The sequence below is a fragment of the Nocardioides currus genome (genome assembly GCF_003057875.1).
Taxonomy (GTDB): domain Bacteria; phylum Actinomycetota; class Actinomycetes; order Propionibacteriales; family Nocardioidaceae; genus Nocardioides; species Nocardioides currus.
This window is the reverse complement of sequence record NZ_PYXZ01000001.1, coordinates 373,768-394,944: the sequence shown is the minus strand read 5'-3', so window position 1 is coordinate 394,944 and position 21,177 is coordinate 373,768. Positions and strand designations below refer to the sequence as shown.

Sequence of the window (21,177 nt, the reverse complement as noted above, 5' to 3'; positions counted from 1 at the left end):
CCCCTTGAACACCACGCCCACGGCGTTGAACACCTTGCGCAGCCGGCCTTCGCAGACCGGGCACACGGTCAGCGAGTCGTCGCTGAAGCTCTGGAACTGCTCGAACTGGTGGCCGCACTCGGTGCAGGCGTACTGATAGGTGGGCATGCGAAACCTTGCTGGCTGGCTCGTGGGGAGGTCGATCCGGTGGGCCCGCGACTCGCTGGCACTCAGCCCGATCGACTGCCAAGACTACGGCACAATGCCCGATGAGATGACCGAGCAGCCAGCACACGACCCCGACCTCGAGGACGAGCCCGACTTCTCGCTGCGCACGCTGTTCCGTGCGGCGCCGCGCGGGCTCCGCTGGACGGCGTACGTCGCGGCGGTGCTCGCCCTGCTGATGGTGCTGCTCCTCGTCACGGCCGTCGCGTTCGTACGCCGCCCCGTGCCCGACACCGACGGCGAGCTCGAGCTCCCCGGGCTGGACGCGCAGGTGGAGGTGATCCGGGACGACCACGGCATCGCGCAGATCTACGCCGACACCGACGCGGACCTGATGCGGGCGCAAGGGTTCGTGGCCGCGCAGGACCGCTTCTTCGAGATGGACGTGCGCCGCCACGTCACGGCCGGACGGCTGTCCGAGCTGTTCGGCGAGGACGGCCTCGAGACCGACAAGTACATCCGCACCATGGGCTGGCGCCGGGTCGCCGAGCAGGAGCTGGCCCTGCTCGACCCCGAGACCCGCGACGCGCTGTCGGCCTACGCCGAGGGGGTCAACGCCTACCTCGAGCAGCACGGCACCACCGAGATCGCGATCGAGTACACCCTCCTCGGGCTCCAGGGCCTCGACTACGAGCCGGAGCCGTGGGAGCCGGCCGACTCGCTGGCCTGGCTCAAGGCGATGGCGTGGGACCTGCGCGGCAACATGGACGACGAGATCGCCCGGGTGATGGCCAGCCTCGACCACACGCCCGAGGAGATCGCGGACCTCTACCCCGACTACGACGTCGACGCCCATCCGCCGATCGTGGCCGGCGGTGGTGTCGTCGACGGTGTCTTCGAGCAGAACGCCACCCGCAACTCGACCCGCAACCCGCGACGACCGGCGTACGACGACGCGACGGTCCGCGCGCTGGGCGACCTGCGCGACGGGCTCGACCGGCTCCCCGAGATGCTCGGCCGGGGCGACGGCATCGGCTCCAACTCGTGGGTCGTCGACGGCGACCACAGCGCGACCGGGCAGCCGATCCTGGCCAACGACCCGCACCTCGGCGTCAGCCAGCCGGGCATCTGGATGCAGACCGGCCTGCACTGCCGATCGATCACCAGCGACTGCACCCTCGACGTCTCGGGCTTCACGTTCTCCGGGGTGCCCGGCGTGATCATCGGCCACAACGCCGACATCGCCTGGGGCTTCACCAACCTGGGGCCGGACGTCACCGACCTCTACCTCGAGAAGGTCGAGGGCAACAGCTGGATCCAGGACGGCGAGGCCAAGCCGCTCACGCTGCGCACCGAGACGATCAAGGTGCGCGGGGGCGACGACTTCACGCTCCGCATCCGCGAGACCGCCCACGGTCCGCTGCTCAGCGACGTCTCCTCCGAGCTGAGCACGGTCGGCGCGAACGCCCCGGCCGACGCCCCGGCCGACGACCCGGCCGACACCGGCGGCCCCGACGACCCGGACGGATCGGACGATCGCGGCAACGGCTACGCCGTGGCCCTGCAGTGGACCGCCCTCCAGCCGACCACGACCGCCGACGCGGTGCTCGGGCTCAACCGGGCGTCCGACTGGGACGAGTTCCGCGCGGCCGCGAGCGACTTCGCCGTCCCGAGCCAGAACATGGTGTACGCCGATCGCGAGGGCCACATCGGCTACCAGGCGCCCGGCCTGGTGCCGATCCGCAAGTCCGGCAACGACGGCTCGATGCCGGCCGAGGGCTGGCTCTCCGCCAACGACTGGACCGGCGACTACATCCCCTTCGACGGCCTGCCCAACGTCCTCGACCCCGAGGAGGGGTTCATCGCGACCGCCAACCAGGCGGTGATCGACGACGACTACCCCTACTTCCTCACCGACGACTGGGACTACGGCTACCGCTCGACGCGGATCCGCCAGCAGCTCGAGGCCGAGGGCGAGCTCTCGGTGCAGGAGATGATGCGGCTCCAGCTCGACACCACCAACCCGATGGCGGCCACGCTGGTGCCGTACCTCCTCGACATCGAGGACCTCGGCTCGGCCTACTACCGCGACGCCCAGGACCTGCTCCGTGACTGGGACTTCACCCAGCCCGCCGACAGCGCCCCGGCGGCCTACTACAACGTCGTGTGGAGCAACCTGCTGCGGCTCACCTTCCACGACGAGCTCCGCGAGGGGATCTGGCCCAACGGCGGCGACCGGTGGTTCGCGGTGGTCACCCACCTGCTCGGCGACCCGGCCGGGCCGTGGTGGGACGACACCACGACCGACGACGTGGTCGAGTCGCGCGACGACATCCTGCGCCAGGCGATGCGCGATGCCCGCGACGAGCTGACGCGGCGCCAGTCGCTCGACGTCGACGAGTGGACGTGGGGCCGGCTGCACCAGCTCGACCTGCACCACTCGACGCTGGGGGAGTCCGGCATCGCGCCGATCGAGCGGCTCTTCAACCGAGACGGCCACGACGTCGGCGGCGGCTCGAGCATCGTCGACGCGACCTCGTGGGACGCCGCCGTGGGGTACGGCGTGACGGCCGCCCCGTCGATGCGGATGGTCGTCTCCCTGGCCGACCTCGACGCCTCGCGCTACATCAACCTCACGGGGGTCTCGGGCCACCCCGGCTCCTCGCACTACGGGGACCAGACGGAGCTCTACGTCGACGGCGACTACCTGCCGTGGGCGTTCTCGCGCGACGCCGTCGAGGAGTCGGCCGACGACACTCTCCTGCTGAACCCCTCCGACGACGCGCCGTGATCGCTACCCTCCTGCCATGAAGAGTGAGCTGTTCGCGGAGGAGAACCTCGAGATCGGTGACGGGCAGCGGTTCGCCCTCCAGAACAGCCACATGCTGCGGGTCTCGCTCGGACCCGACGTGCTCGCGGTCAAGGGCGGGATGGTGGCCTTCCAGGGCCAGATCCGCTTCGACCACGAGAAGTCCGGCTCGATGGCCAAGCTGCTCAAGAAGGTCGTCACGAGCGAGGACATCCCGCTGATGCGGGTCTCCGGCCAGGGCGAGGTCTTCTTCGCCCAGGAGGCCGGCACGGTCCACCTCCTCACGCTCGAGGGCGACGGGATCTCCGTCAACGGCCGCAACCTGCTCGCGTTCGACGCGGCGATGGAGTGGGACATCAACCGCGTGCGCGGCGCCGGGATCATGGCCGGCGGCCTCTTCAACACCACCGTCCGCGGCGTCGGGACGGTCGCCCTGTGCACCGTCGGCAAGCCGGTCGTCCTCGACTGCTCCCAGCAGCCGACGTACGTCGACGTGCAGGCCGCCGTCGCGTGGTCGGCGTCGCTGGTGCCCAACGTGGTGTCCAGCATGAACATGAAGTCGATGCTGCGCGGCGGGTCGGGCGAGGCCTTCCAGTACGCCTTCCACGGACCCGGCTTCGTCGTCGTGCAGCCCTACGAGTGGGTCAACCCCGCGTCGGGCTCGGGCGGCGGCGGTGGCGGCGGCATCATCGGCGACCTGCTGAAGGGCTGATGCCCGACGGCGTGACCAGGTGCGTCACCCGCCGGTCGTGCGGCTCGGTCGGCACGACGAGGCCGACCTCGTCGTCGTGGAGCACGATCCCGATCGGCACGTCCGCGCCGACGCGCGCCAGGGCCCGGTCGTAGCACCCGGCGCCGTACCCCAGCCGGTCGCCCGCGAGCGACGCGGCCAGCCCGGGCGTGAGCACCACGTCTGCCCCGCCGACGGCGTCCACCCCGAGGCGAGGGCCGGTCGGTTCGAGGAGACCACGCCGGGCCTCGGCGAGGTCGCCGTCGTGGAGCGCCCAGTCGAGGTCGAGGTCGGGGCGCAGCACCGGCAGCAGCACCCGCGTGCCGCCGGCCAGCAGGGCGTCGAGCAGCCGCCGCGTCCCGGGCTCGCGGTGGACCGAGACGTAGCAGGCCACGGTGGAGGCGCGGCGTACGACGTCCCAGGCCAGCACGTGGTCCGCGATCGCGGCCTCCGCGGCCTCGGAGTCGGCCGCGCTGCGCAGCCGCCGGGCCGCCAGGACCTGCTCGCGCAGCGCCCGCTTGGCTGTCTGTCCCGCGGACGGAACGGGGGGCTGGGCTGGTGTCGGCACGCAATCAGCCTACGATCGAGACATGGGTAGCAAAGGCCTGGAGACGGCGCGCGCCAAGATGCAGGACGCCGGTGTCGATCCCGTCGCCATCGACACGTTCGCGCACTACTACCGACTGCTCGAGCACGGTGAGACCGGGATGATCCCGGAGTCGTCGATCAGCCCGCTCGACATGGAGGCGCTGGTCGACGTCGAGGTCCCCGACGACGTCGCCGCCGAGGCGGTCCGCAAGACCGCGGTGATCAAGCTCAACGGTGGTCTCGGCACCTCGATGGGCATGGATCGCGCGAAGTCGCTGCTCTGCGTGCGGCGTGGGCTGAGCTTCCTCGACATCATCGCCCGCCAGGTCCTGCACCTGCGCACGGAGTACGACGCCACGCTGCCGCTCATCTTCATGGACTCGTTCCGCACGTCGGCCGACACGATGGCCGCCCTCGCCCGCTACGACGACCTCCAGGTCGAGGGCCTGCCCCTGGAGTTCCTCCAGAACAAGGTGCCCAAGCTGCTGGCGAAGGGCCTGGTGCCGGCGGCCTACCCGAAGAACCCCGACCTCGAGTGGTGTCCGCCCGGCCACGGCGACCTCTACACGGCGCTGCGCGGGACCGGCGTCCTCGGCCGGCTGCGCGACGCCGGCTACCAGCACGTCTTCGTCTCCAACTCCGACAACCTGGGTGCCGTCCCCGACGCCCGGGTCGCCGGCTGGTTCGCCCAGAGCGGCGCCCCGTTCGCGATCGAGGCCGTGCGCCGCACCGCCTCCGACCGCAAGGGCGGCCACTTCGCACGCCGCAAGGCCGACGGGCGCATCGTGCTCCGCGAGACGGCCCAGACGCTCGACTCCGACAAGGCGGCGCTGGCCGACCTCGACCGCCACCAGTTCACCTCCACCAACAACCTGTGGTTCGACGTCGACGCCATGACCGAGGCCCTCGACGCACGCCAGGGCATCCTCGGCCTGCCGATGATCCGCAACGTCAAGCACCTCGACCCCGGCGACCCGAGCACGCCGGAGGTGATCCAGATCGAGACCGCGATGGGGGCGGCGATCGAGATCTTCGAGGGTGCCCGCACCATCGAGGTCGGCCGCGACCGCTTCGTCCCCGTCAAGACGACCAACGACCTGCTGGTGCTCCGCTCCGACATCTACGACCTCGGCCGCGACTTCGTGCTCGACCAGGCGTCGCAGCAGATCCCCTACGTCGACCTCGACGCCGACTACTACAAGCTGGTCGGCGACTTCGACAAGCGCTTCCCCGAGGGCGCGCCGTCGCTGCGCGAGGCCACCTCGCTGACCGTCGACGGCGACGTGACGTTCGGCCACGGCGTGAAGGTCGTCGGCGACGTCGCGATCAAGACCCCGAGCGCCCAGCGCGTCGACGCGGACGCCGTCCTGGGTGACGATGCCTGAGCTGCTCCCGGTCCCCGACCTCGTCGAGCGGATCCTGGCCACGGTCTCGCCGCTGCCCGACTTCCCGCAGCCGCTGATGGAGGCGCTCGGGCTCGCGCTCGCCGAGGACGTCGAGGCGCCCATCTCGCTGCCCGGCTTCGACAACTCGGGGATGGACGGCTACGCCGTGACGTACGCCGATGTCGCGACCGCCTCCGAGGAGACCCCGGTCCACCTGCCGGTCGTGGGCGAGATCGGCGCCGGCCAGGGCGGGCTGATGGCGCTCTCGCCCGGCACCGCGGCGAAGATCATGACGGGCGCGCCGGTGCCGGCCGGGTGCGACGCGATCGTGCCCTACGAGTGGACCGACCGGGGGGTCGCCAAGGTGCAGATCTCCCGCGCGCCCGGGCGGGGCCAGCACATCCGCGCCGCCGGTGAGGACGTCACCGAGGGCGACCTGCTGCTCGAGCACGGCACCGTCCTCGGACCGCGCCACCTCGGCCTGCTCGCCGCCGTCGGCCGCGCCACGGTGCGCTGCCGCCCGCGGCCGCGGGTCGTCGTCATCTCGACCGGGTCGGAGCTGCGCGAGCCGGGCTCGCCGCTGGGTCGCGACTCGATCTACGACGGCAACTCCTACCTCCTGGCCGCGTCCGCCCGGGCGGCCGGCGCGATCGCCTACCGCGTCGGCATCGTCCCGGACGACCCACGCACCTTCACCGACGCGCTCAGCGACCAGCTCGTGCGCGCCGACCTCGTCGTCACCAGCGGCGGGGTCAGCGAGGGGGACTTCGACGTCGTCAAGGAGGCGCTCTCCTCGCTCGGCTCGGTCTGGTTCGGCGGGGTGGCGATGCAGCCCGGCAAGCCGCAGGGCTTCGGCACCGTCGGCGACGACCGCACCCCGATCTTCACGCTCCCCGGCAATCCGGTCTCGGCCTACGTCTCGTTCGAGACGTTCGTGCTCCCCGCGATCCGCCGGATGATGGGCAAGCTGCCCTACTCACGCCCGCTCACCCGGGCCCGCCTGACCCACCCGATCACCTCCCCGCCCGGTCGCCAGCAGATGGTCCGCGCGAGCTATGACTCCGACCGGGGCGGGGCCTTCGTGACCCCGGTCGGCGGCCACGGTTCCCACCTGCTCGGCGACCTCGCGGCGAGCGACGCGATCGTCGTCGTACCCCCCGAGACCACCGGGATCTCCGCCGGCGAGATGGTCCAGGTGCTCCGGCTCGACGAGGACTTCTGACATGTCGACCTTCTCCCACATCGACGACGCAGGCGCGGCCCGGATGGTCGACGTCTCCAGCAAGGCCGTGACGGCGCGTACGGCGTCCGCGTCGGGCCGCGTCCTCGTCTCGCCCGCGGTCATCGAGCTGCTCAGGGGCGCAGGGGTGCCGAAGGGCGACACCCTCGCCGTGGCCCGGCTCGCGGGGATCATGGGCGCGAAGCAGACCCCGTCCCTGATCCCGCTGTGCCACCCGCTGGCGCTGTCCTCGGTCACCGTCGACCTCACCGTCACCGACGAGTCGGTCGACGTCGTCGCCACCGTCGCGACGACCGACCGCACGGGCGTCGAGATGGAGGCCCTCACCGCGGTCGCCGTCGCCGGCCTGACCGTCATCGACATGGTCAAGGCGGTCGACAAGGCCGCGGTCATCACCGACGTGCGGGTCGAGACCAAGACCGGCGGCAGGTCCGGCGACTGGGCCCGACCGTGAAGGCGAGCGTCGTCGTGGCCTCCAACCGGGCCGCCGCCGGCGTCTACGCCGACGAGACCGGCCCGCTGATCGTGGCGTGGCTGGGCGAGCAGGGGTTCGACTGCGGTGACCCGGTCGTCGTCCCCGACGGCGAGCCGGTCGGCGAGGCGATCTCCGCCGCGGTGGCCGACGGCGCGCGGGTCGTTCTGACCACCGGCGGCACCGGCCTGACGCCGACCGACCGCACCCCCGACGTCACCCGGCCGCTGCTCGACGCGGAGGTGCCGGGCATCGCCGAGGCGATCCGCGCCCACGGCATCGCCCAGCAGGTGCCCACCGCCATGCTCTCGCGCGGTGTCGCCGGGGTGGTCGGCTCCTGCCTGGTCGTCAACCTGCCCGGCTCGCGCGGCGGCGTGAAGGACGGCCTCGCCGTGCTCGCGCCGGTGCTGCGCCACGCCGTCGAGCAGGTCGTGGGCAGCGACCATTGATCCGGCCGGTGCGGGGGTGGCCCGCGCGCCTGACGCACGGCCCGATCGTGCTGAGGCCGCTCGAGGTCGCGGATGCCGACGCCTGGCGTGAGGTCCGCACCCGCAACCGCGACTGGCTCACGCAGTGGGAGGCCACGCTGCCGCCCGGTGAGCAGGACCCGGCGGGCAGCTACCTCCAGGTCGTACGCCGCCTGCGGGGACTGGCTCGCCAGGGCCAGGCGATGCCGTTCGCGATCGACGTCGACGGCCGGTTCGCCGGCCAGGTGACCGTCAACAACATCGTCCGCGGGTCGGCGCAGTTCGCCTCCGTCGGCTACTGGCTCGACCGCGCCGTCGCCGGGCGCGGCATCATGCCGGCCTCGGTAGCGCTGACCGTCGACCACTGCTTCACCACCGCCGGCCTGCACCGGATCGAGATCTCGATCCGCCCCGAGAACAGCAACTCGCTGCGCGTGGTCGAGAAGCTCGGGCTGCACGAGGTCGGGTTCGCGCCGCGCTACCTGCACATCAACGGGCAGTGGCGCGACCACCGCGTCTTCGCGGTCACCGCGGAGGAGTGCCCGGACGGGCTGCTGGCCCGAATCCCACGAGTCACATGAGTTCTTTTCCGACACACCCTTGACATCCGTCCCACGAGCGCTCCGCGAACCTAACCTCGGGGCGTGGACCTGAGCGCGCTGATCTTCGTGGCCCTGGCGGTGGCCTGGGCCGTCTACCTCATCCCCAAGGCCCTCAAGCACCACGACGAGGTCGTCCGCAGCCGCTCGGTCGACCGCTTCTCGCAGACCATGCGCGTGCTGGCCCGCCGCGAGCCCGTCAGCCGCCGCGACGCGCGCCTCGTCGTCACTCCCGGACGCCAGCCCTCGGCCGCCACGGTCGAGACCAAGGCCTCCAGCGCCCCCGTGACCCAGCCGTCGTACGCCGCTCGCCGCGCCGCCGCCCGCCAGGCCACCCGTCGTCGGCGCAACGTCCTCGGCGCGATCCTGCTCGTCAACGCGATCGTCGTCGGGCTGGCCGTCGCCCACGTCGTCACCTGGCCCTGGGTGTCGGTCCCGGCCGGCCTCCTCGTCGCGTGGCTGGTCGCCTGCCGCGTGATGGTCAAGGGCGAGCGTGCCGCCGCCCGCCCGGTCACCGCCGCCGCGCAGGGCACCGCTCCCGCGCCCAGCGCCGTACCCGTCGACGACGGGCTGCCCGAGACCACCGACTCCCCGCTGGTCGCGGACGTCGAGGCCGAGGCGCCCGCCGCCGAGCCGGTCGCAGAGTCGCACGTGGAGCCGCACGTAGCGGCGCCGGCCCGTGCGGAGGGCGCATGGGACATGGTGCCCACCACGCTGCCGACCTACGTCTCGAAGCCGGCCGCCGTGCGGCGTACGGTCCAGACGATCGACCTCGACTCCACCGGCGTGTGGTCCTCGGGCCGCAACGACGACGACTCCGCCCTGGCCCGTGAGGCCGAGGAGAGCGAGCGCACCGAGCGCACCGCCCGCGAGGCCGCCGAGCGTCGCGCCTTCGGTTCCTGACCCGCTCCTGCGAGCTCCCCGCGACCGCTCCGCGACCGCTCCGCGACCGCATCGCCGGACGCTGCGCGGGACGTCCGACGCAGCGGCCGCCCCGACGACCTGTGTGTCGGACGTCCCGGCCGACGTCCGACGTGGCGGTCGTCGTCGACTCGATTGGGCGGCGTCGAAACCCGGCTGGTATCTTTTCCCCTCGCTGGGGGTGTGGCGCAGCTGGTAGCGCGTCTCGTTCGCATCGAGAAGGCCAGGGGTTCGAGTCCCCTCACCTCCACGGCAACGAACGGCCCGTCCACGGACGGGCCGTTCGGCATTTCCGGCTCAGATCCAGCGGGTCTCGCGGGTCCGTCGTACGTCGCGGCGACCACGTCTCCAGCGGTGCGTCAGCCACATTCCGCGGCCGGAGTACGTGGCTGGGCCACCGAGGCGCTGGGCGAGTCGCGGCGACACGGCCTCCAGCGGTGCGCCAACCACGTTCCGCGGCCGGAGAACGTGGCTGGGTCACCGCCACAGGGCCAGGTCCGGGCCGCGGCATTTCCGGCTCAGATCCAGCGGGTGAACCAGATCCGCCGCATCCACTCCTCGTGGGTGATCAGCTGGTCGGTCCACACGGGCCAGAACCACGCGAAGGCGAAGACGGTCATCACGACGTACGACCCCGCGATCACCACTCCGGCCGTCCGCCGCGGGGTGGGCACGTTGGACGAGCCGATGATGCTGCCCAGGGCCAGCGTGAGACCGAGCACCAGGAACGGCAGCGTCGCGATCATGTAGAAGATGAAGATCGGCCGGTCGTCGTAGAGCAGCCACGGCAGCCAGGTCGAGGCGACGCCCATGATGGCGACCCCGAAGCGCCAGTCGCGACCGCCCAGCCACCGGACGAGGGCGAAGGCGAGCGCGATCGTGCCGGCCCACCAGATCAGCGGGTTGCCCAGCAGCAGCACCTGGCGCAGGCAGGTCGAGCCCGTCGGGGCGTCGCAGCCCTGCTGGCCGGGCTGGATGTCGAGCTGCGCGTCGACGCCGACGGGACGGCTCATCACCAGCCAGCCGATGGGTCGCGAGGCGTAGACGTGGCTGCTGTCGTTGAGGAAGTGGGAGTGGAAGGCGTAGACGTCCTGGTGGTAGTCCCACAGCGAGTGCAGCGACTGGGTGACCTCGCCGAAGCCCGTCGCGTCCGGCTCCGTGGCCGTCGCCCACTGCTTGCCGCCGTCGTAGGTCGTGTACTGCGTGTTGCTCAGGACCCGCTCGTACTCGCCCGCGTGCATCATCCAGCCGGTCCAGCTGGTGACGTAGACGACCAGGGCGACGAGCACGAGGCTCGCGAACGCGACCGGGCCGTCGACCAACAGGGCCTTCGGCAGCGCGCGCGGGTCGCCGAAGGAGCGGCGGGCGCCGAGGTTCCACACGGCCAGGAGCACGCCGAAGGCGGCGAGCGGGAAGAGCGCCGTCCACTTGGTGCCCACCGCGAGCCCGAACGCGACCCCGGCCGCGATCAGCCACGGCCGGAACAGCGCCCGCGTCGCACCGCGCGCGAGGCGTGCGCGGAACCACTGTCGGTCCGCGACGACACAGTGGACCCCGAGCAGGATGAAGAAGGCGAGGAAGATGTCGAGCAGGGCCAGCCGGGAGAGCACGAGCTGCAGGCCGTCCGCGGCCAGCAGGAGCCCGCCGACCAGGCCCAGCGCGGTCGAGCCGGTGACCCGGCGGACGAAGCGGCACATCAGCAGCACCATCAGCGACCCGACCACGGCGGCGGCGATGCGCCAGCCGAAGGGGTCCATGCCGAACGCCTTCTCGCCCAGCGCGATGATCCACTTGCCGACCTCGGGGTGCACCACCATCGACGGCTCGTCGAGCCACAGCCCCTTGGGCTGGCCGTTGAGGATCGTCTTGTCGGCGTCCTCGACGTACTTGCGGACGTAGCCGTTGCCGAGCATCGACCACGCGTCCTTCGCGTAGTACGTCTCGTCGAAGCTGAACTGGTGGGGCGTGCCGAGCTTCCACCACCGCAGGAAGAAGGCCAGCGCGGTCAGCGCGAGCGCGCCGGTCCACCCGACGACGGGGTCCTCGGTGCGCCAGCGCGGCTTCGCCCGCTCCTGCGCCGTGGGGACCTCGCTCCCGGCCGCGGACCGCGACAGGCTGACGGTGGCGGGGGAGGTCACGGGCCCGACTCTAGATCGTCGGCTGACATGATCGGGACATGTCATCGACCCCGCCCGCGTCCGGAGTGCTCGTGCTCGCGGCGACGCCCATCGGGCAGGCGGGCGACGCGCCACCGCGGCTCGCCGCCGAGCTGAGCGGCGCCGACGTCGTGGCCGCCGAGGACACCCGCCGGCTCAAGCGGCTGACGAGCGACCTGGGCATCACCCTCCGCGGCCGCGTGGTGTCCTACTTCGAGGGCAACGAGTCGGCCCGCACCCCCGTCCTGCTCGAGGCCCTGCTGGCCGGCGAGCGGGTCGTGCTGGTCACCGATGCGGGCATGCCCAGCGTGTCCGACCCGGGCTACCGCCTCGTCGTCGCGGCCGTCGAGCACGACGTCCACGTCACCGCGGTGCCTGGTCCGAGCGCGGTCCTCACCGCCCTCGCCGTCTCCGGCCTGCCCGTCGACCGCTTCTGCTTCGAGGGCTTCCTGCCGCGCAAGGCGGGGGAGCGGGGCCGGCGCCTGGCCGCCCTCGCCCGGGAGGAGCGCACGATGGTCTTCTTCGAGGCGCCGCACCGCACCGAGGCCGCGCTCGCCGCGATGGCGGAGGCGCTCGGCGGCGACCGGGCGGGAGCGGTGTGCCGCGAGCTGACCAAGACCCACGAGGAGGTACGCCGCGGGCCGCTCGCCGACCTGGTCGCGTGGGCCGCCGACGGGGTGCGCGGTGAGGTGACGATCGTCGTCGAGGGCGCGACCGCCCAGGCGGAGGTGGGCACCGACCCCGACTCGCTGCGCGCCGCCGTGGCGGAGGAGGAGGCGGCCGGCGCGACCCGCAAGGAGGCGATCGCCGACGTCGCCCGGCGCGCCGGCGTCCCCAAGCGAGAGGTCTACGACCATGTCCACAAGCAGTGAGCCCACCCGCTCGCGGGCGGCGACGGAGGAGAAGTCCGGCGCCCGGCGCGACCGCGAGCGCCCGCCGGTCCCGGAGCCGCTGCCCGGGGCGGTCGTCGACAACCACTGCCACCTCGACATCGCCGACGGCGACTGGCTGGAGACGCGGGCCGCGATCGACCGGGCAGCGTCCGTCAACGTCGCCCGGATCGTGCAGATCGGCTGCGACCTGCCCGGCGCGCGGTGGGCCGTGGCCGCGGCCGCGGAGCACCCCGAGCTCGTCGCCGGCGTCGCGCTGCACCCCAACGAGGCCCCCCGCGTCGAGGACCTCGACGCCGCGCTGGCCGAGATCGAGGCCCTCGCCGGCGCCCACGACAAGGTGCGGGCCGTGGGGGAGACCGGCCTCGACCACTTCCGGACGGGGGAGGACGGCCGGGCCGTCCAGGAGGAGAGCTTCCGCCGGCACATCGACCTCGCCAAGCGGCTCGACAAGACGCTGGTCATCCACGACCGGGACGCGCACGACGACGTGCTGCGGATCCTGCTCGAGGAGGGGGCGCCCGAGCGCTGGGTGATGCACTGCTTCTCGGGCGACGTCGACCTCGCCCGGGCCTGCCTCGACCACGGGGCGCACCTGAGCTTCGCCGGCACGGTGACGTTCAAGAACGCCGCCGGGCTGCGCAACGCACTGGCCGTCACGCCGCTCGACCGCGTGCTCGTCGAGACGGATGCGCCGTACCTCACCCCCACGCCGTACCGCGGACGCCCCAACGCGTCCTACCTCGTGCCGCACACCGTGCGCGCCATGGCGGAGGTCCGCCAGGACGACCTCGAGACCCTCTGCGCGGCCATCGACGCCAACACCGAGAGGGCCTTCGGCGGGGCCTGGTGAGACCCCGAACGGCGCCGTGACGGGGTCGTGACGGGGTCGTGACGCCGGACACGTCCTCCCACGAATTGTGGAGTTCGACTTTGTGCTACCCCCGAACCCCGTTATCGTCTCGTGATGTTGGCCGGGATCGGGAACGATTCGCCAGCGCCCGGAGGTGGAGTATGAGCCCCTCCGCGAGTCCCCCGCTCGCACCTCGCCCCATCACACCCCCGATGGTCACGGCTGCTCGCGGACGCGCTGACGCCCGAGGCCCGGACAGATCCACGTTCGGAGAAATGTGCGCTCCCGCATCGTCCACCTCAGCAAGTCCAAGGCGGTCCTCGCGACCCTCGTCGCCCTCATCGTGGTCGCCGTCGGCGGATCGACGATGGGCTACGCGGCCCTCAGCAAGTCGGTGACCCTGTCGCTCGACGGGCGGGCCGAGAAGGTCACCGCGCTCGGCGGCACCGTCGGCGACGTGCTGGCCTCCGAGGGCATCGAGATCACCGACAAGGACCTCGTGGCCCCGTCGCTGGACGAGTCGGTCGCCGACGGCAGCCGCATCTCCGTCCAGTTCGGGCGCCCCCTCGAGCTGAGCGTCGACGGCGAGGAGCGCACCTACTGGGTCAACTCCACCGACGTCGCGAGCGCCCTCGGCGAGATCGGCCGAGGCTTCTCCAGCGCCGACCTGTCGGCCGACCGCGACTCCCTGATCTCCCGCAGCGGCATGCGGCTGGAGGTCACCACGCCGAAGAAGGTCGAGGTCAAGGTCGGCAAGCAGGCGTTCCGGACCGCCAAGCTCAAGGCGCTCACCGTCGCCGACGTCTTCGACGAGCTCGGCGTGAAGGTCTCCGAGCACGACCGGGTCAAGCCGGGGCTGCGGAGCAAGGTCTCCGACGGAGACAAGATCGTGCTCACCGACATCCGCATCGTCACCAAGCGGGTCAAGAACGAGGCGGTCGACTACCGCGTCGTCGAGCGCGAGGACGACTCGATGTTCGAGGGCGAGGACGAGACCGTCCGCGCCGGGCGCGACGGCGTGCGCGACGTGACCTACAAGCTGACCGTGCGCAACGGCAAGGTCGTCGCCACCAAGGTCGTCAGTGTCAGCGTCGCACGCAAGCCGGTCGACGCGATCGTCAACGTCGGCACCAAGGAGACCGAGACCGCCAACTTCGCGTCCGGCGGCACCGTCTGGGACTCCCTGGCGCAGTGCGAGTCGGGCGGCAACTGGGCCATCAACACCGGCAACGGCTACTACGGCGGCCTCCAGTTCAACCTCGGCACGTGGCAGGCCTACGGCGGCACCGGCCTGCCGAGCCAGGCCTCGCGCGAGACGCAGATCGCCATCGCCACCAAGCTCCGCGACGCCTCGGGCGGGTACGGCGCCTGGCCAGCCTGCGCGGCCAAGCTGGGCCTGCCTCGCTGATCACGCTGATTGCGCGGGCGGCCTCTAGGCTCTCCGCATGAGCACCCCCTCCGCCGGCCCGAGACTCCTCGGGCCGGCGGAAGTGCGTTCACTGGCCGCCGAGCTCGACCTGCGACCCACCAAGCAGCGCGGGCAGAACTTCGTCATCGACCCCAACACGGTACGCCGGATCGTCCGCGACGCCGGGCTCGGAGCCGACGACGTGGTGGTCGAGGTCGGGCCCGGCCTCGGCTCGCTGACCCTCGGGCTGCTCGAGGTCGCGCGGCGTGTGGTCGCCGTCGAGGTCGACCCGCTGCTCGCGGGGAGGCTGCCGGCCACCATCGCCGAGCGCGCACCCGACCACGCCGACGCCTTCGAGGTCGTCCTCGGCGACGCCATGCGGATCGAGGAGATCCCCGGCCCGCCGCCCACGGCACTCGTGGCCAACCTGCCCTACAACGTCTCCGTGCCCGTCCTGATCCACATGCTCACCCTGCTGCCCTCGCTCGAGCGCGGCCTGGTCATGGTGCAGGCCGAGGTCGCCGACCGGCTCGCCGCCGGTCCCGGCTCCAAGGTGTACGGCGTGCCGTCGGTCAAGGCCGCCTGGTTCGCCGACGTCCGCCGGGCCGGCTCGATCGGCCGCAACATCTTCTGGCCGGCGCCCAACGTCGACTCCGGGCTCGTCGCCTGGACCCGATGCGACCCGCCGGACACCACCGCCACCCGCGAGCAGGTCTTCACGGTCATCGACGCCGCCTTCGCCACCCGGCGCAAGCAGATCCGGGCAGCGCTGCGCCCGCTCGCCGGATCCAGCGAGGCCGCCGAGGCCGCGCTGTCCCACGCCGGCGTCGACCCGACCGCGCGCGGTGAGGTGCTGACGGTCGCCGACTTCGCCCGCATCGCCGAGGGCCTGTCGTGGTGAGCGCGGTCGAGGGGCCGCGCACCGTCTCGGTCCGGGCGGCAGCGAAGATCAACCTGCACCTCGGCGTCGGCGCCGCCCGCGACGACGGCTTCCACCCGCTCGACACCGTCTACCAGGCGATCAGCCTCTACGACGACGTCACCCTCACCACCGCCGGCGTGCCGTCGCTCAGCCTCCAGACCGCCGACTACATCGAGGTCGGCGACGTCCCCTTCGGCCCCGGCAACATCGCCTACCAGGCGCTCGAGCTGGTGCGCGCCCGCACAGGGCTGCCGGGCACCGAGCGCATCGAGGTCCTCAAGTCGATCCCGGTCGCCGGGGGGATGGCCGGCGGCTCGGCCGACGCGGCCGCGGCGCTCCTCGCCTTCGACCGGCTCCACGCGGCGGGCCTGACCGACGACGACCTCCTCGCGCTGGCGGCCGAGCTGGGCAGCGACGTGCCGTTCTCGCTGCTCGGCGGCACCGCGCGCGGTCGCGGTCGCGGCGAGCTCGTGGAGCCGCTCGACGACCGCGGCTCGTGGTGGTGGGTCGCCGTACCCTCCACGACCGGGCTCTCGACGCCCGAGGTCTACCGCCACTTCGACCGCCTGTTCCCCGACGCGCTCGCCGAGCCGGCCGAGCCGGCCGACCTGCTGTCGGCCCTCGCGAGCGGTGAGCCGTTGCGGTTGGCGCGCACCCTGCACAACGACCTGCAGGCGCCCGCCCTCGACCTGCGCCCCGAGCTGGGCGCGCTCATCGACCGGGGCGAGGGCGAGGGGGCGCTGCGCGGCCTCGTGTCCGGCTCCGGTCCCACCTGCATTTTCCTGTGCGACTCCCTCGACGGCGCCCACGCCGTCGTCGCGGGTCTGCAGGGCGCGGGCCACGACGTCGTACTCATCGCGAACGGCCCCGTGGCCGGCGCACACCTCCTGGCGCGCCCCTGATGGCCAACCTGATCAACCTCGAGAAGGTCTCGAAGGCGTACGGCGTGCGCCCGCTGCTCAGCGAGGTGTCGCTCGGCATCCACGTCGGCGAGCGGATCGGCATCGTCGGTCGCAACGGCGACGGCAAGACCACCCTGCTCGAGGTGATGACCGGGCTCGAGGAGCCCGACTCGGGCCGGGTCTCGATGAACCGCGGCGTCGAGATCGGCTACCTCCACCAGGGGGACGAGCTCGTCGACACGCACTCGGTGCGCGAGGCCGTGCTCGGTGGCCGCGCCGACCACGAGTGGCTCGCCGACGCGACCATGCGCGGCGTCGTCTCCGAGCTGCTCGCCGGGATCTCGCTCGACCGGGCCGTGCTCGGGCTCTCGGGTGGCGAGCGCCGCCGCTGCTCGCTGGCCGCCCTCCTGCTCGGCGAGCACGACCTGATCGTCCTCGACGAGCCGACCAACCACCTCGACGTCGAGGCGGTCGCCTGGCTCGCGCAGCACCTCGTCGCCCGCGCCTCCGCGCTCGTCGTCGTCACCCACGACCGGTGGTTCCTCGACGAGGTCTGCCAGACGACGTGGGAGGTCCACGACGGCGTCGTCGACTCCTACGAGGGCGGCTACGCGTCCTTCGTGCTCGCCAAGGCCGAGCGCCAGCGCCAGGCCAGCGCGTCCGAGCAGCGTCGCGTGCAGCTGGTCAAGAAGGAGCTCGCGTGGCTGCGTCGTGGCGCGCCGGCCCGCACCTCCAAGCCGAAGTTCCGCATCGACGCCGCCAACCAGCTGATCGAGGACGTGCCGCCGCCGCGCGACCGGCTCGAGCTCCAGAAGTTCGCCGCCCAGCGCCTCGGCAAGGACGTCGTCGACATCGAGCACGCCGACCTGGCGCGCGGCGAGAAGCAGCTGCTGACCGACGCCACCTGGCGGCTCGGTCCGGGGGACCGGGTCGGCATCGTGGGGGTCAACGGAGCGGGCAAGACCTCCGTGCTGTCGTTGATCGCCGGCACGCTGGCGCCGAGCGCGGGCCGGGTCAAGCACGGGCGCACCATCGCGATGGAGCACCTGACCCAGGCCATCGACGAGGTCGACCCCGATGCCCGCGTGCTGCCGACCATCGAGGGCATCGCCCGCGTCACCCGCACCGCGACCGGCTCCGACATCACCGCGACCTCGATGCTCGAGCGCTTCGGCTTCACCGGCGACAAGCTCACGGCCCGCCTCGGCGACCTCTCCGGTGGCGAGCGACGGCGCTTCCAGCTGCTCAAGCTGCTCCTCAACGAGCCCAACGTGCTGCTCCTCGACGAGCCCACCAACGACCTCGACATCGACACCCTCAACGTCCTCGAGGACTTCCTCGACGGCTGGCCGGGCACCCTCGTGGTCGTCTCCCACGACCGTTACTTCCTCGAGCGCGTCACCGACTCGGTGTGGGCGCTGCTGGGCGACGGCCAGATCTCGATGCTGCCCCGCGGCGTCGACGAGTACCTCGAGCGTCGCGCCGCCTCCCTCGCGCAGGGTGGCAGCACCTCGCCGTCGGGCGGGTCCGGTTCCGGCAGTGTGCCGCCGCCGTCGGGCTCCGCGAAGGCCAAGGCGGGATCGGCGCAGGAGCGTGAGGCCCGCAAGGCGCTGGCCCGCCTCGAGAAGCAGCTCGCGCGCATCGACGTACGCGAGAAGGAGCTCAACGACCAGATGGCCGCCAACCTCACCGACTTCGACCTGCTCGCCGACCTGGGCCGGCAGCTGAGCGCGCTGCAGGACGAGAAGGACGCCTTCGAGCTGGAGTGGCTGGAGGCGTCCGAGGTGCTCGGCTGATCAGTCCTCGCGCGCTCAGTCCATGCGCGCTCAGTCCTCGGGCGGGCTGAACGGCGCGAGCAGCGTCCGCAGCAGCGACGCGAGGGTGGCCTGGTCGGCCGGCGGCAGCGTCTCGATCAGCGTGGCCTCGGCGGCGAGCAGGGCACCGAACGCCCCGTCGACCGCGGCCTTGCCCTCCGGCGTGAGCCGCACCAGCACGCCGCGGCGATCCCGCGGGTCGGGCAGGCGCTCGACGAGGTGGCGCGCGGTGAGCCGGTCGACACGGTTGGTCATCGTCCCGCTGGTCACCAGCGTCTCGCGCAGGAGCCGACCGGGGGAGAGCTCGTACGGCGCGCCCGCCCGTCGCAGGGCGGCCAGCACGTCGAACTCCCACGACTCGATGCCGTGGGCCGTGAACGCGTCGCGGCGGGCCAGGTCGAGGTGGCGGGCGAGGCGACCGATCCGGCTGAAGACCTCCACCGGACCGAGGTCGAGGTCGTCGCGCTCGCGCGCCCAGGCCTCCACCAGGTTGTCCACTTCGTCGCGCATGGCTGCAGTGTGCCAGACCATCGAGAATCTTGACATCAAGACGAATCGGTTCGAGGATGTATCTTGACATCAAGACAACTGATGGAGCCGATCGTGAACCATCGCTGGGAACCCGAGCGCTACCTCGCCTACGCCGACGAACGCGGGCGACCCTTCGTCGACCTGCTCAGCCGGGTCGCCTCCCCGGCGCCGCGCACGGTCGTCGACCTCGGCTGCGGGCCGGGCAACCTGACGCGCCTGCTCGCCGAGCGCTGGCCAGACGCCACCGTGACCGGTCTCGACTCCAGCCCCGAGATGATCGCGAAGGCCGGGGCGATCGAGGGCATCGAGTGGGGCGTCGCCGACGCACGCGACTGGACGCCGGCCGAGCCCGTCGACGTGCTGGTCTCCAACGCGACCCTCCAGTGGGTGCCCGACCACCTGTCGTTGCTGCCGCGCCTCGTCGAGCAGGTCGCGCCGGGCGGTTGGTTCGCCTTCCAGGTCCCGGGCAACTTCGACGCCCCGAGCCACACCATCCGCGCGGAGCTCGAGGAGCAGGCGCCGTACGCCGAGTTCGCGACCGCGACCTCGCTGCGCTCGACCCACGACCCGGCCACCTACCTCGGGGCGCTCGCGGGCCTCGGGCTGGAGGTCGACGCGTGGGAGACGACCTACCTGCACGTGCTGACCGGCGAGGACCCGGTGTTCACCTGGGTCTCGAGCACCAGCGCCGGACCGATCCTCGCCGCGCTGCCCGACGAGCTGCGCGGGTCGTTCGTCGACGAGCTCAAGACGCGGCTCCGCGCGGCCTACCCGGCGACCGACGGCCGGGTGCTGATGCCGTTCCGCCGCGTCTTCGCCGTGGGGCGCAAGCCGTGAGGCTCCACCACGTCCAGGTCGCCTGCCCGCCCGGCGGCGAGGACGTCGCGCGCGCGTTCTGGTCGGACGGGCTCGGGCTGGTGGAGGTCGAGAAGCCCCCCGACCTGCGGGCCCGCGGTGGTGCGTGGTTCCGTTCGCCCGGCGGCGCGGAGGTCCACGTCGGCGTCGAGGACCCGTTCGTGCCCGCCCGCAAGGCCCACCCGGCGCTGCTGCTCGACTCCGTGTCCGCCCTCGACGAGACCGCGGACCGGCTCGGCCACCTCGGCTTCGACGTCGACCGGAGCCAGCGCGACACCTTCCCCGGCCACGTCCGGTTCCACGTCTTCGACGGCCACGGAAATCGGGTCGAGGTCCTCGCGCCCGCTCACTAGCATCCGCGCATGGGCCTGCTGCTGATCCTCGGACCGCCCGCCGTCGGGAAGATGACGGTGGGACGCGCCGTCGCGGAGCGGTCGCCGTACCGCCTGTTCCACAACCACCACACGATCGAGATGCTGCTCGACGTCTTCGACTACGGCACGCCGCCGTTCCAGACGCTCAACGGCGAGTTCCGCCGGCGGCTGATCGAGGAGGCCGCGGCCGACGGCACCGACCTCGTGTTCACGTTCGTGATGGGGATGGACGAGCAGGCCGAGGCCGACTACCTCGAGCGGTTGGCGGCGCCGTACGGCGACCGCGTGGCCGTGGTCGAGCTCGTCGCCGACCTCGACACCCGTCTCGCGCGCAACCGCACCGAGCACCGGCTGGCGGAGAAGAAGTCGAAGCGCGACGTGGAGTGGTCCGACGGCAACGTCCGCCAGCTCGAGGCCGACTACCGGATGACCTCCGAGCCGGGCACCGACGCGCCGGGGGAGCGGCTGCTGGCCCGTTGGCCGCGCCTGCTCGTCGACAACACCGACCTGTCGGCCGACGAGGTGGCCCAGCAGATCCTGGACTGGTTGGGCGAGTTGTGAACTTCCCGGGGTTTGCTTGCTGCACGATGTCGGGGTTTCCCCGGGTAGCCGGGGAAACCGAAACAAAGTTACCGACTGGTAATGTCGCGGCATGAGCCAGGTCCAGAAGTTGTGGAACACCACCTCCGCCATCCCCGTCGTCGGCGAGCGACTCTTCTCGTTCGCGTTCTCCCAGAAGGCGCCCTACTTCGCCACGATCCGCCCGCGCTTCACCGTGGTCGAGCCCGACCACGTCGAGCTGGTCATCCCCAAGCGGCGCCGGGTCCACAACCACATCGGCACCGTGCACGCGATCGCGCTGTGCAACGGCCTCGAGGCCGCGATGGGGGCGCTGGCCGAGGTCAGCATCCCGCGCACCAGGCGCTGGATCCCCAAGGGCATGGACATCGCCTACACCGCCAAGGCGACCAGCGACATCACGTGCATCGCGGAGACCGACCCCGAGCAGTGGACCAGCGACGACCCCGACCTGCACGTGCGCGTGCGCGGGGTGCGCGAGGACGGGGTCGTGGTGATCGAGGGCGTCATCAGGCTCTGGGTGACCGAGAAGCCCTGA

At 72.2% G+C, this 21,177-nt stretch carries 21 protein-coding genes, 1 tRNA gene and 1 pseudogene; 19 read left to right on the top strand and 4 right to left on the bottom strand.

The genetic code is table 11. The features are described from left to right. Nucleotides 1–54 precede the first annotated feature (54 nt). Nucleotides 55–147 (bottom strand): annotated as a pseudogene (locus C7S10_RS23060) (FmdB family zinc ribbon protein); the annotation flags it as partial. 106 nt (nucleotides 148–253) lie between these two features. Here C7S10_RS23060 and C7S10_RS01895 point away from each other — a divergent pair. Beyond that, nucleotides 254–2,935, top strand: coding sequence for a penicillin acylase family protein (locus C7S10_RS01895; RefSeq protein WP_108343268.1), 2,682 nt, complete (start codon nucleotides 254–256; stop codon nucleotides 2,933–2,935). A gap of 16 nt (nucleotides 2,936–2,951) precedes the next feature. Beyond that, nucleotides 2,952–3,665 (top strand): AIM24 family protein, encoded by a 714-nt coding sequence (locus C7S10_RS01890; RefSeq protein ID WP_108342703.1) that lies wholly within the window; start codon nucleotides 2,952–2,954, stop codon nucleotides 3,663–3,665. Here the strand turns inward: C7S10_RS01890 and C7S10_RS01885 are convergent. Continuing rightward, complete coding sequence (locus tag C7S10_RS01885) at nucleotides 3,640–4,251, bottom strand: 5-formyltetrahydrofolate cyclo-ligase (RefSeq protein WP_108342702.1); 612 nt, start codon at nucleotides 4,249–4,251, stop codon at nucleotides 3,640–3,642. The genes C7S10_RS01890 and C7S10_RS01885 overlap by 26 nt on opposite strands. A gap of 22 nt (nucleotides 4,252–4,273) precedes the next feature. Between C7S10_RS01885 and C7S10_RS01880 the strand changes: the two genes are divergently transcribed. The 7 genes from C7S10_RS01880 (at nucleotide 4,274) to C7S10_RS01850 (ending at nucleotide 9,605) form a co-directional block, all read left to right on the top strand. After that, a complete protein-coding gene (locus C7S10_RS01880; protein ID WP_108342701.1) occupies nucleotides 4,274–5,656 on the top strand; it encodes a UTP--glucose-1-phosphate uridylyltransferase in 1,383 nt (460 codons plus the stop codon). Then, nucleotides 5,649–6,878: a molybdotransferase-like divisome protein Glp gene (glp, locus tag C7S10_RS01875; RefSeq protein ID WP_108343267.1), complete on the top strand. Its 1,230-nt coding sequence runs from the start codon at nucleotides 5,649–5,651 to the stop codon at nucleotides 6,876–6,878. The genes C7S10_RS01880 and glp overlap by 8 nt, the downstream gene beginning before the upstream one ends. Nucleotide 6,879: 1 nt before the next feature. After that, nucleotides 6,880–7,350 (top strand): cyclic pyranopterin monophosphate synthase MoaC, encoded by a 471-nt coding sequence (moaC, locus tag C7S10_RS01870; RefSeq protein WP_108342700.1) that lies wholly within the window; start codon nucleotides 6,880–6,882, stop codon nucleotides 7,348–7,350. Beyond that, a complete protein-coding gene (locus C7S10_RS01865) occupies nucleotides 7,347–7,817 on the top strand; it encodes a MogA/MoaB family molybdenum cofactor biosynthesis protein (protein ID WP_108342699.1) in 471 nt (156 codons plus the stop codon). The genes moaC and C7S10_RS01865 overlap by 4 nt, the downstream gene beginning before the upstream one ends. Nucleotides 7,818–7,864: 47 nt before the next feature. Next, complete coding sequence (locus C7S10_RS01860) at nucleotides 7,865–8,416, top strand: GNAT family N-acetyltransferase (protein WP_243395148.1); 552 nt, start codon at nucleotides 7,865–7,867, stop codon at nucleotides 8,414–8,416. 63 nt (nucleotides 8,417–8,479) lie between these two features. Next, nucleotides 8,480–9,337 carry a divisome protein SepX/GlpR gene (gene sepX, locus C7S10_RS01855; protein ID WP_108342697.1) on the top strand — a complete coding sequence of 286 codons (858 nt, stop codon included), beginning with the start codon at nucleotides 8,480–8,482 and terminating at the stop codon, nucleotides 9,335–9,337. Between the two features lie 195 nt (nucleotides 9,338–9,532). Next, nucleotides 9,533–9,605 (top strand) — tRNA-Ala (locus C7S10_RS01850). Nucleotides 9,606–9,873: 268 nt separating this feature from the next. Here C7S10_RS01850 and C7S10_RS01845 read toward each other — a convergent pair. Continuing rightward, complete coding sequence (locus tag C7S10_RS01845) at nucleotides 9,874–11,493, bottom strand: dolichyl-phosphate-mannose--protein mannosyltransferase (RefSeq protein ID WP_243395147.1); 1,620 nt, start codon at nucleotides 11,491–11,493, stop codon at nucleotides 9,874–9,876. 38 nt (nucleotides 11,494–11,531) lie between these two features. On the opposite strand from C7S10_RS01845, the gene rsmI reads away from it, so the two are divergent. The 6 genes from rsmI (at nucleotide 11,532) to C7S10_RS01815 (ending at nucleotide 18,282) form a co-directional block, all read left to right on the top strand. Beyond that, a complete protein-coding gene (gene rsmI / locus C7S10_RS01840; protein ID WP_108343266.1) occupies nucleotides 11,532–12,383 on the top strand; it encodes a 16S rRNA (cytidine(1402)-2'-O)-methyltransferase in 852 nt (283 codons plus the stop codon). Then, nucleotides 12,367–13,254, top strand: coding sequence for a TatD family hydrolase (locus C7S10_RS01835; protein WP_108342695.1), 888 nt, complete (start codon nucleotides 12,367–12,369; stop codon nucleotides 13,252–13,254). The genes rsmI and C7S10_RS01835 overlap by 17 nt, the downstream gene beginning before the upstream one ends. Nucleotides 13,255–13,531: 277 nt before the next feature. Next, nucleotides 13,532–14,662 carry a resuscitation-promoting factor gene (locus tag C7S10_RS22965; protein ID WP_279303149.1) on the top strand — a complete coding sequence of 377 codons (1,131 nt, stop codon included), beginning with the start codon at nucleotides 13,532–13,534 and terminating at the stop codon, nucleotides 14,660–14,662. A 37-nt stretch (nucleotides 14,663–14,699) separates the two neighbouring features. Beyond that, nucleotides 14,700–15,563, top strand: a complete 864-nt coding sequence (rsmA, locus tag C7S10_RS01825) for a 16S rRNA (adenine(1518)-N(6)/adenine(1519)-N(6))-dimethyltransferase RsmA (protein WP_108342694.1) — start codon at nucleotides 14,700–14,702, stop codon at nucleotides 15,561–15,563. Continuing rightward, complete coding sequence (locus tag C7S10_RS01820) at nucleotides 15,560–16,486, top strand: 4-(cytidine 5'-diphospho)-2-C-methyl-D-erythritol kinase (RefSeq protein ID WP_108343264.1); 927 nt, start codon at nucleotides 15,560–15,562, stop codon at nucleotides 16,484–16,486. The genes rsmA and C7S10_RS01820 overlap by 4 nt, the downstream gene beginning before the upstream one ends. Beyond that, nucleotides 16,486–18,282 carry an ABC-F family ATP-binding cassette domain-containing protein gene (locus tag C7S10_RS01815; RefSeq protein ID WP_108342693.1) on the top strand — a complete coding sequence of 599 codons (1,797 nt, stop codon included), beginning with the start codon at nucleotides 16,486–16,488 and terminating at the stop codon, nucleotides 18,280–18,282. The genes C7S10_RS01820 and C7S10_RS01815 overlap by 1 nt, the downstream gene beginning before the upstream one ends. Nucleotides 18,283–18,312: 30 nt before the next feature. Here C7S10_RS01815 and C7S10_RS01810 read toward each other — a convergent pair whose 3' ends face one another. Next, complete coding sequence (locus C7S10_RS01810) at nucleotides 18,313–18,810, bottom strand: MarR family winged helix-turn-helix transcriptional regulator (protein ID WP_108342692.1); 498 nt, start codon at nucleotides 18,808–18,810, stop codon at nucleotides 18,313–18,315. Between the two features lie 93 nt (nucleotides 18,811–18,903). Here C7S10_RS01810 and C7S10_RS01805 point away from each other — a divergent pair, with 93 nt between their 5' ends. The 4 genes from C7S10_RS01805 (at nucleotide 18,904) to C7S10_RS01790 (ending at nucleotide 21,177) form a co-directional block, all read left to right on the top strand. Next, complete coding sequence (locus C7S10_RS01805; protein WP_108343263.1) at nucleotides 18,904–19,668, top strand: trans-aconitate 2-methyltransferase; 765 nt, start codon at nucleotides 18,904–18,906, stop codon at nucleotides 19,666–19,668. Further along, complete coding sequence (locus C7S10_RS01800; protein WP_108342691.1) at nucleotides 19,665–20,039, top strand: VOC family protein; 375 nt, start codon at nucleotides 19,665–19,667, stop codon at nucleotides 20,037–20,039. The genes C7S10_RS01805 and C7S10_RS01800 overlap by 4 nt, the downstream gene beginning before the upstream one ends. Nucleotides 20,040–20,048: 9 nt before the next feature. Continuing rightward, a complete protein-coding gene (locus tag C7S10_RS01795; RefSeq protein WP_108342690.1) occupies nucleotides 20,049–20,621 on the top strand; it encodes a P-loop nucleotide/nucleoside kinase family protein in 573 nt (190 codons plus the stop codon). Between the two features lie 91 nt (nucleotides 20,622–20,712). After that, on the top strand, nucleotides 20,713–21,177 hold the full coding sequence (locus C7S10_RS01790; RefSeq protein ID WP_108342689.1) for a hotdog fold domain-containing protein: 465 nt from the start codon (nucleotides 20,713–20,715) through the stop codon (nucleotides 21,175–21,177).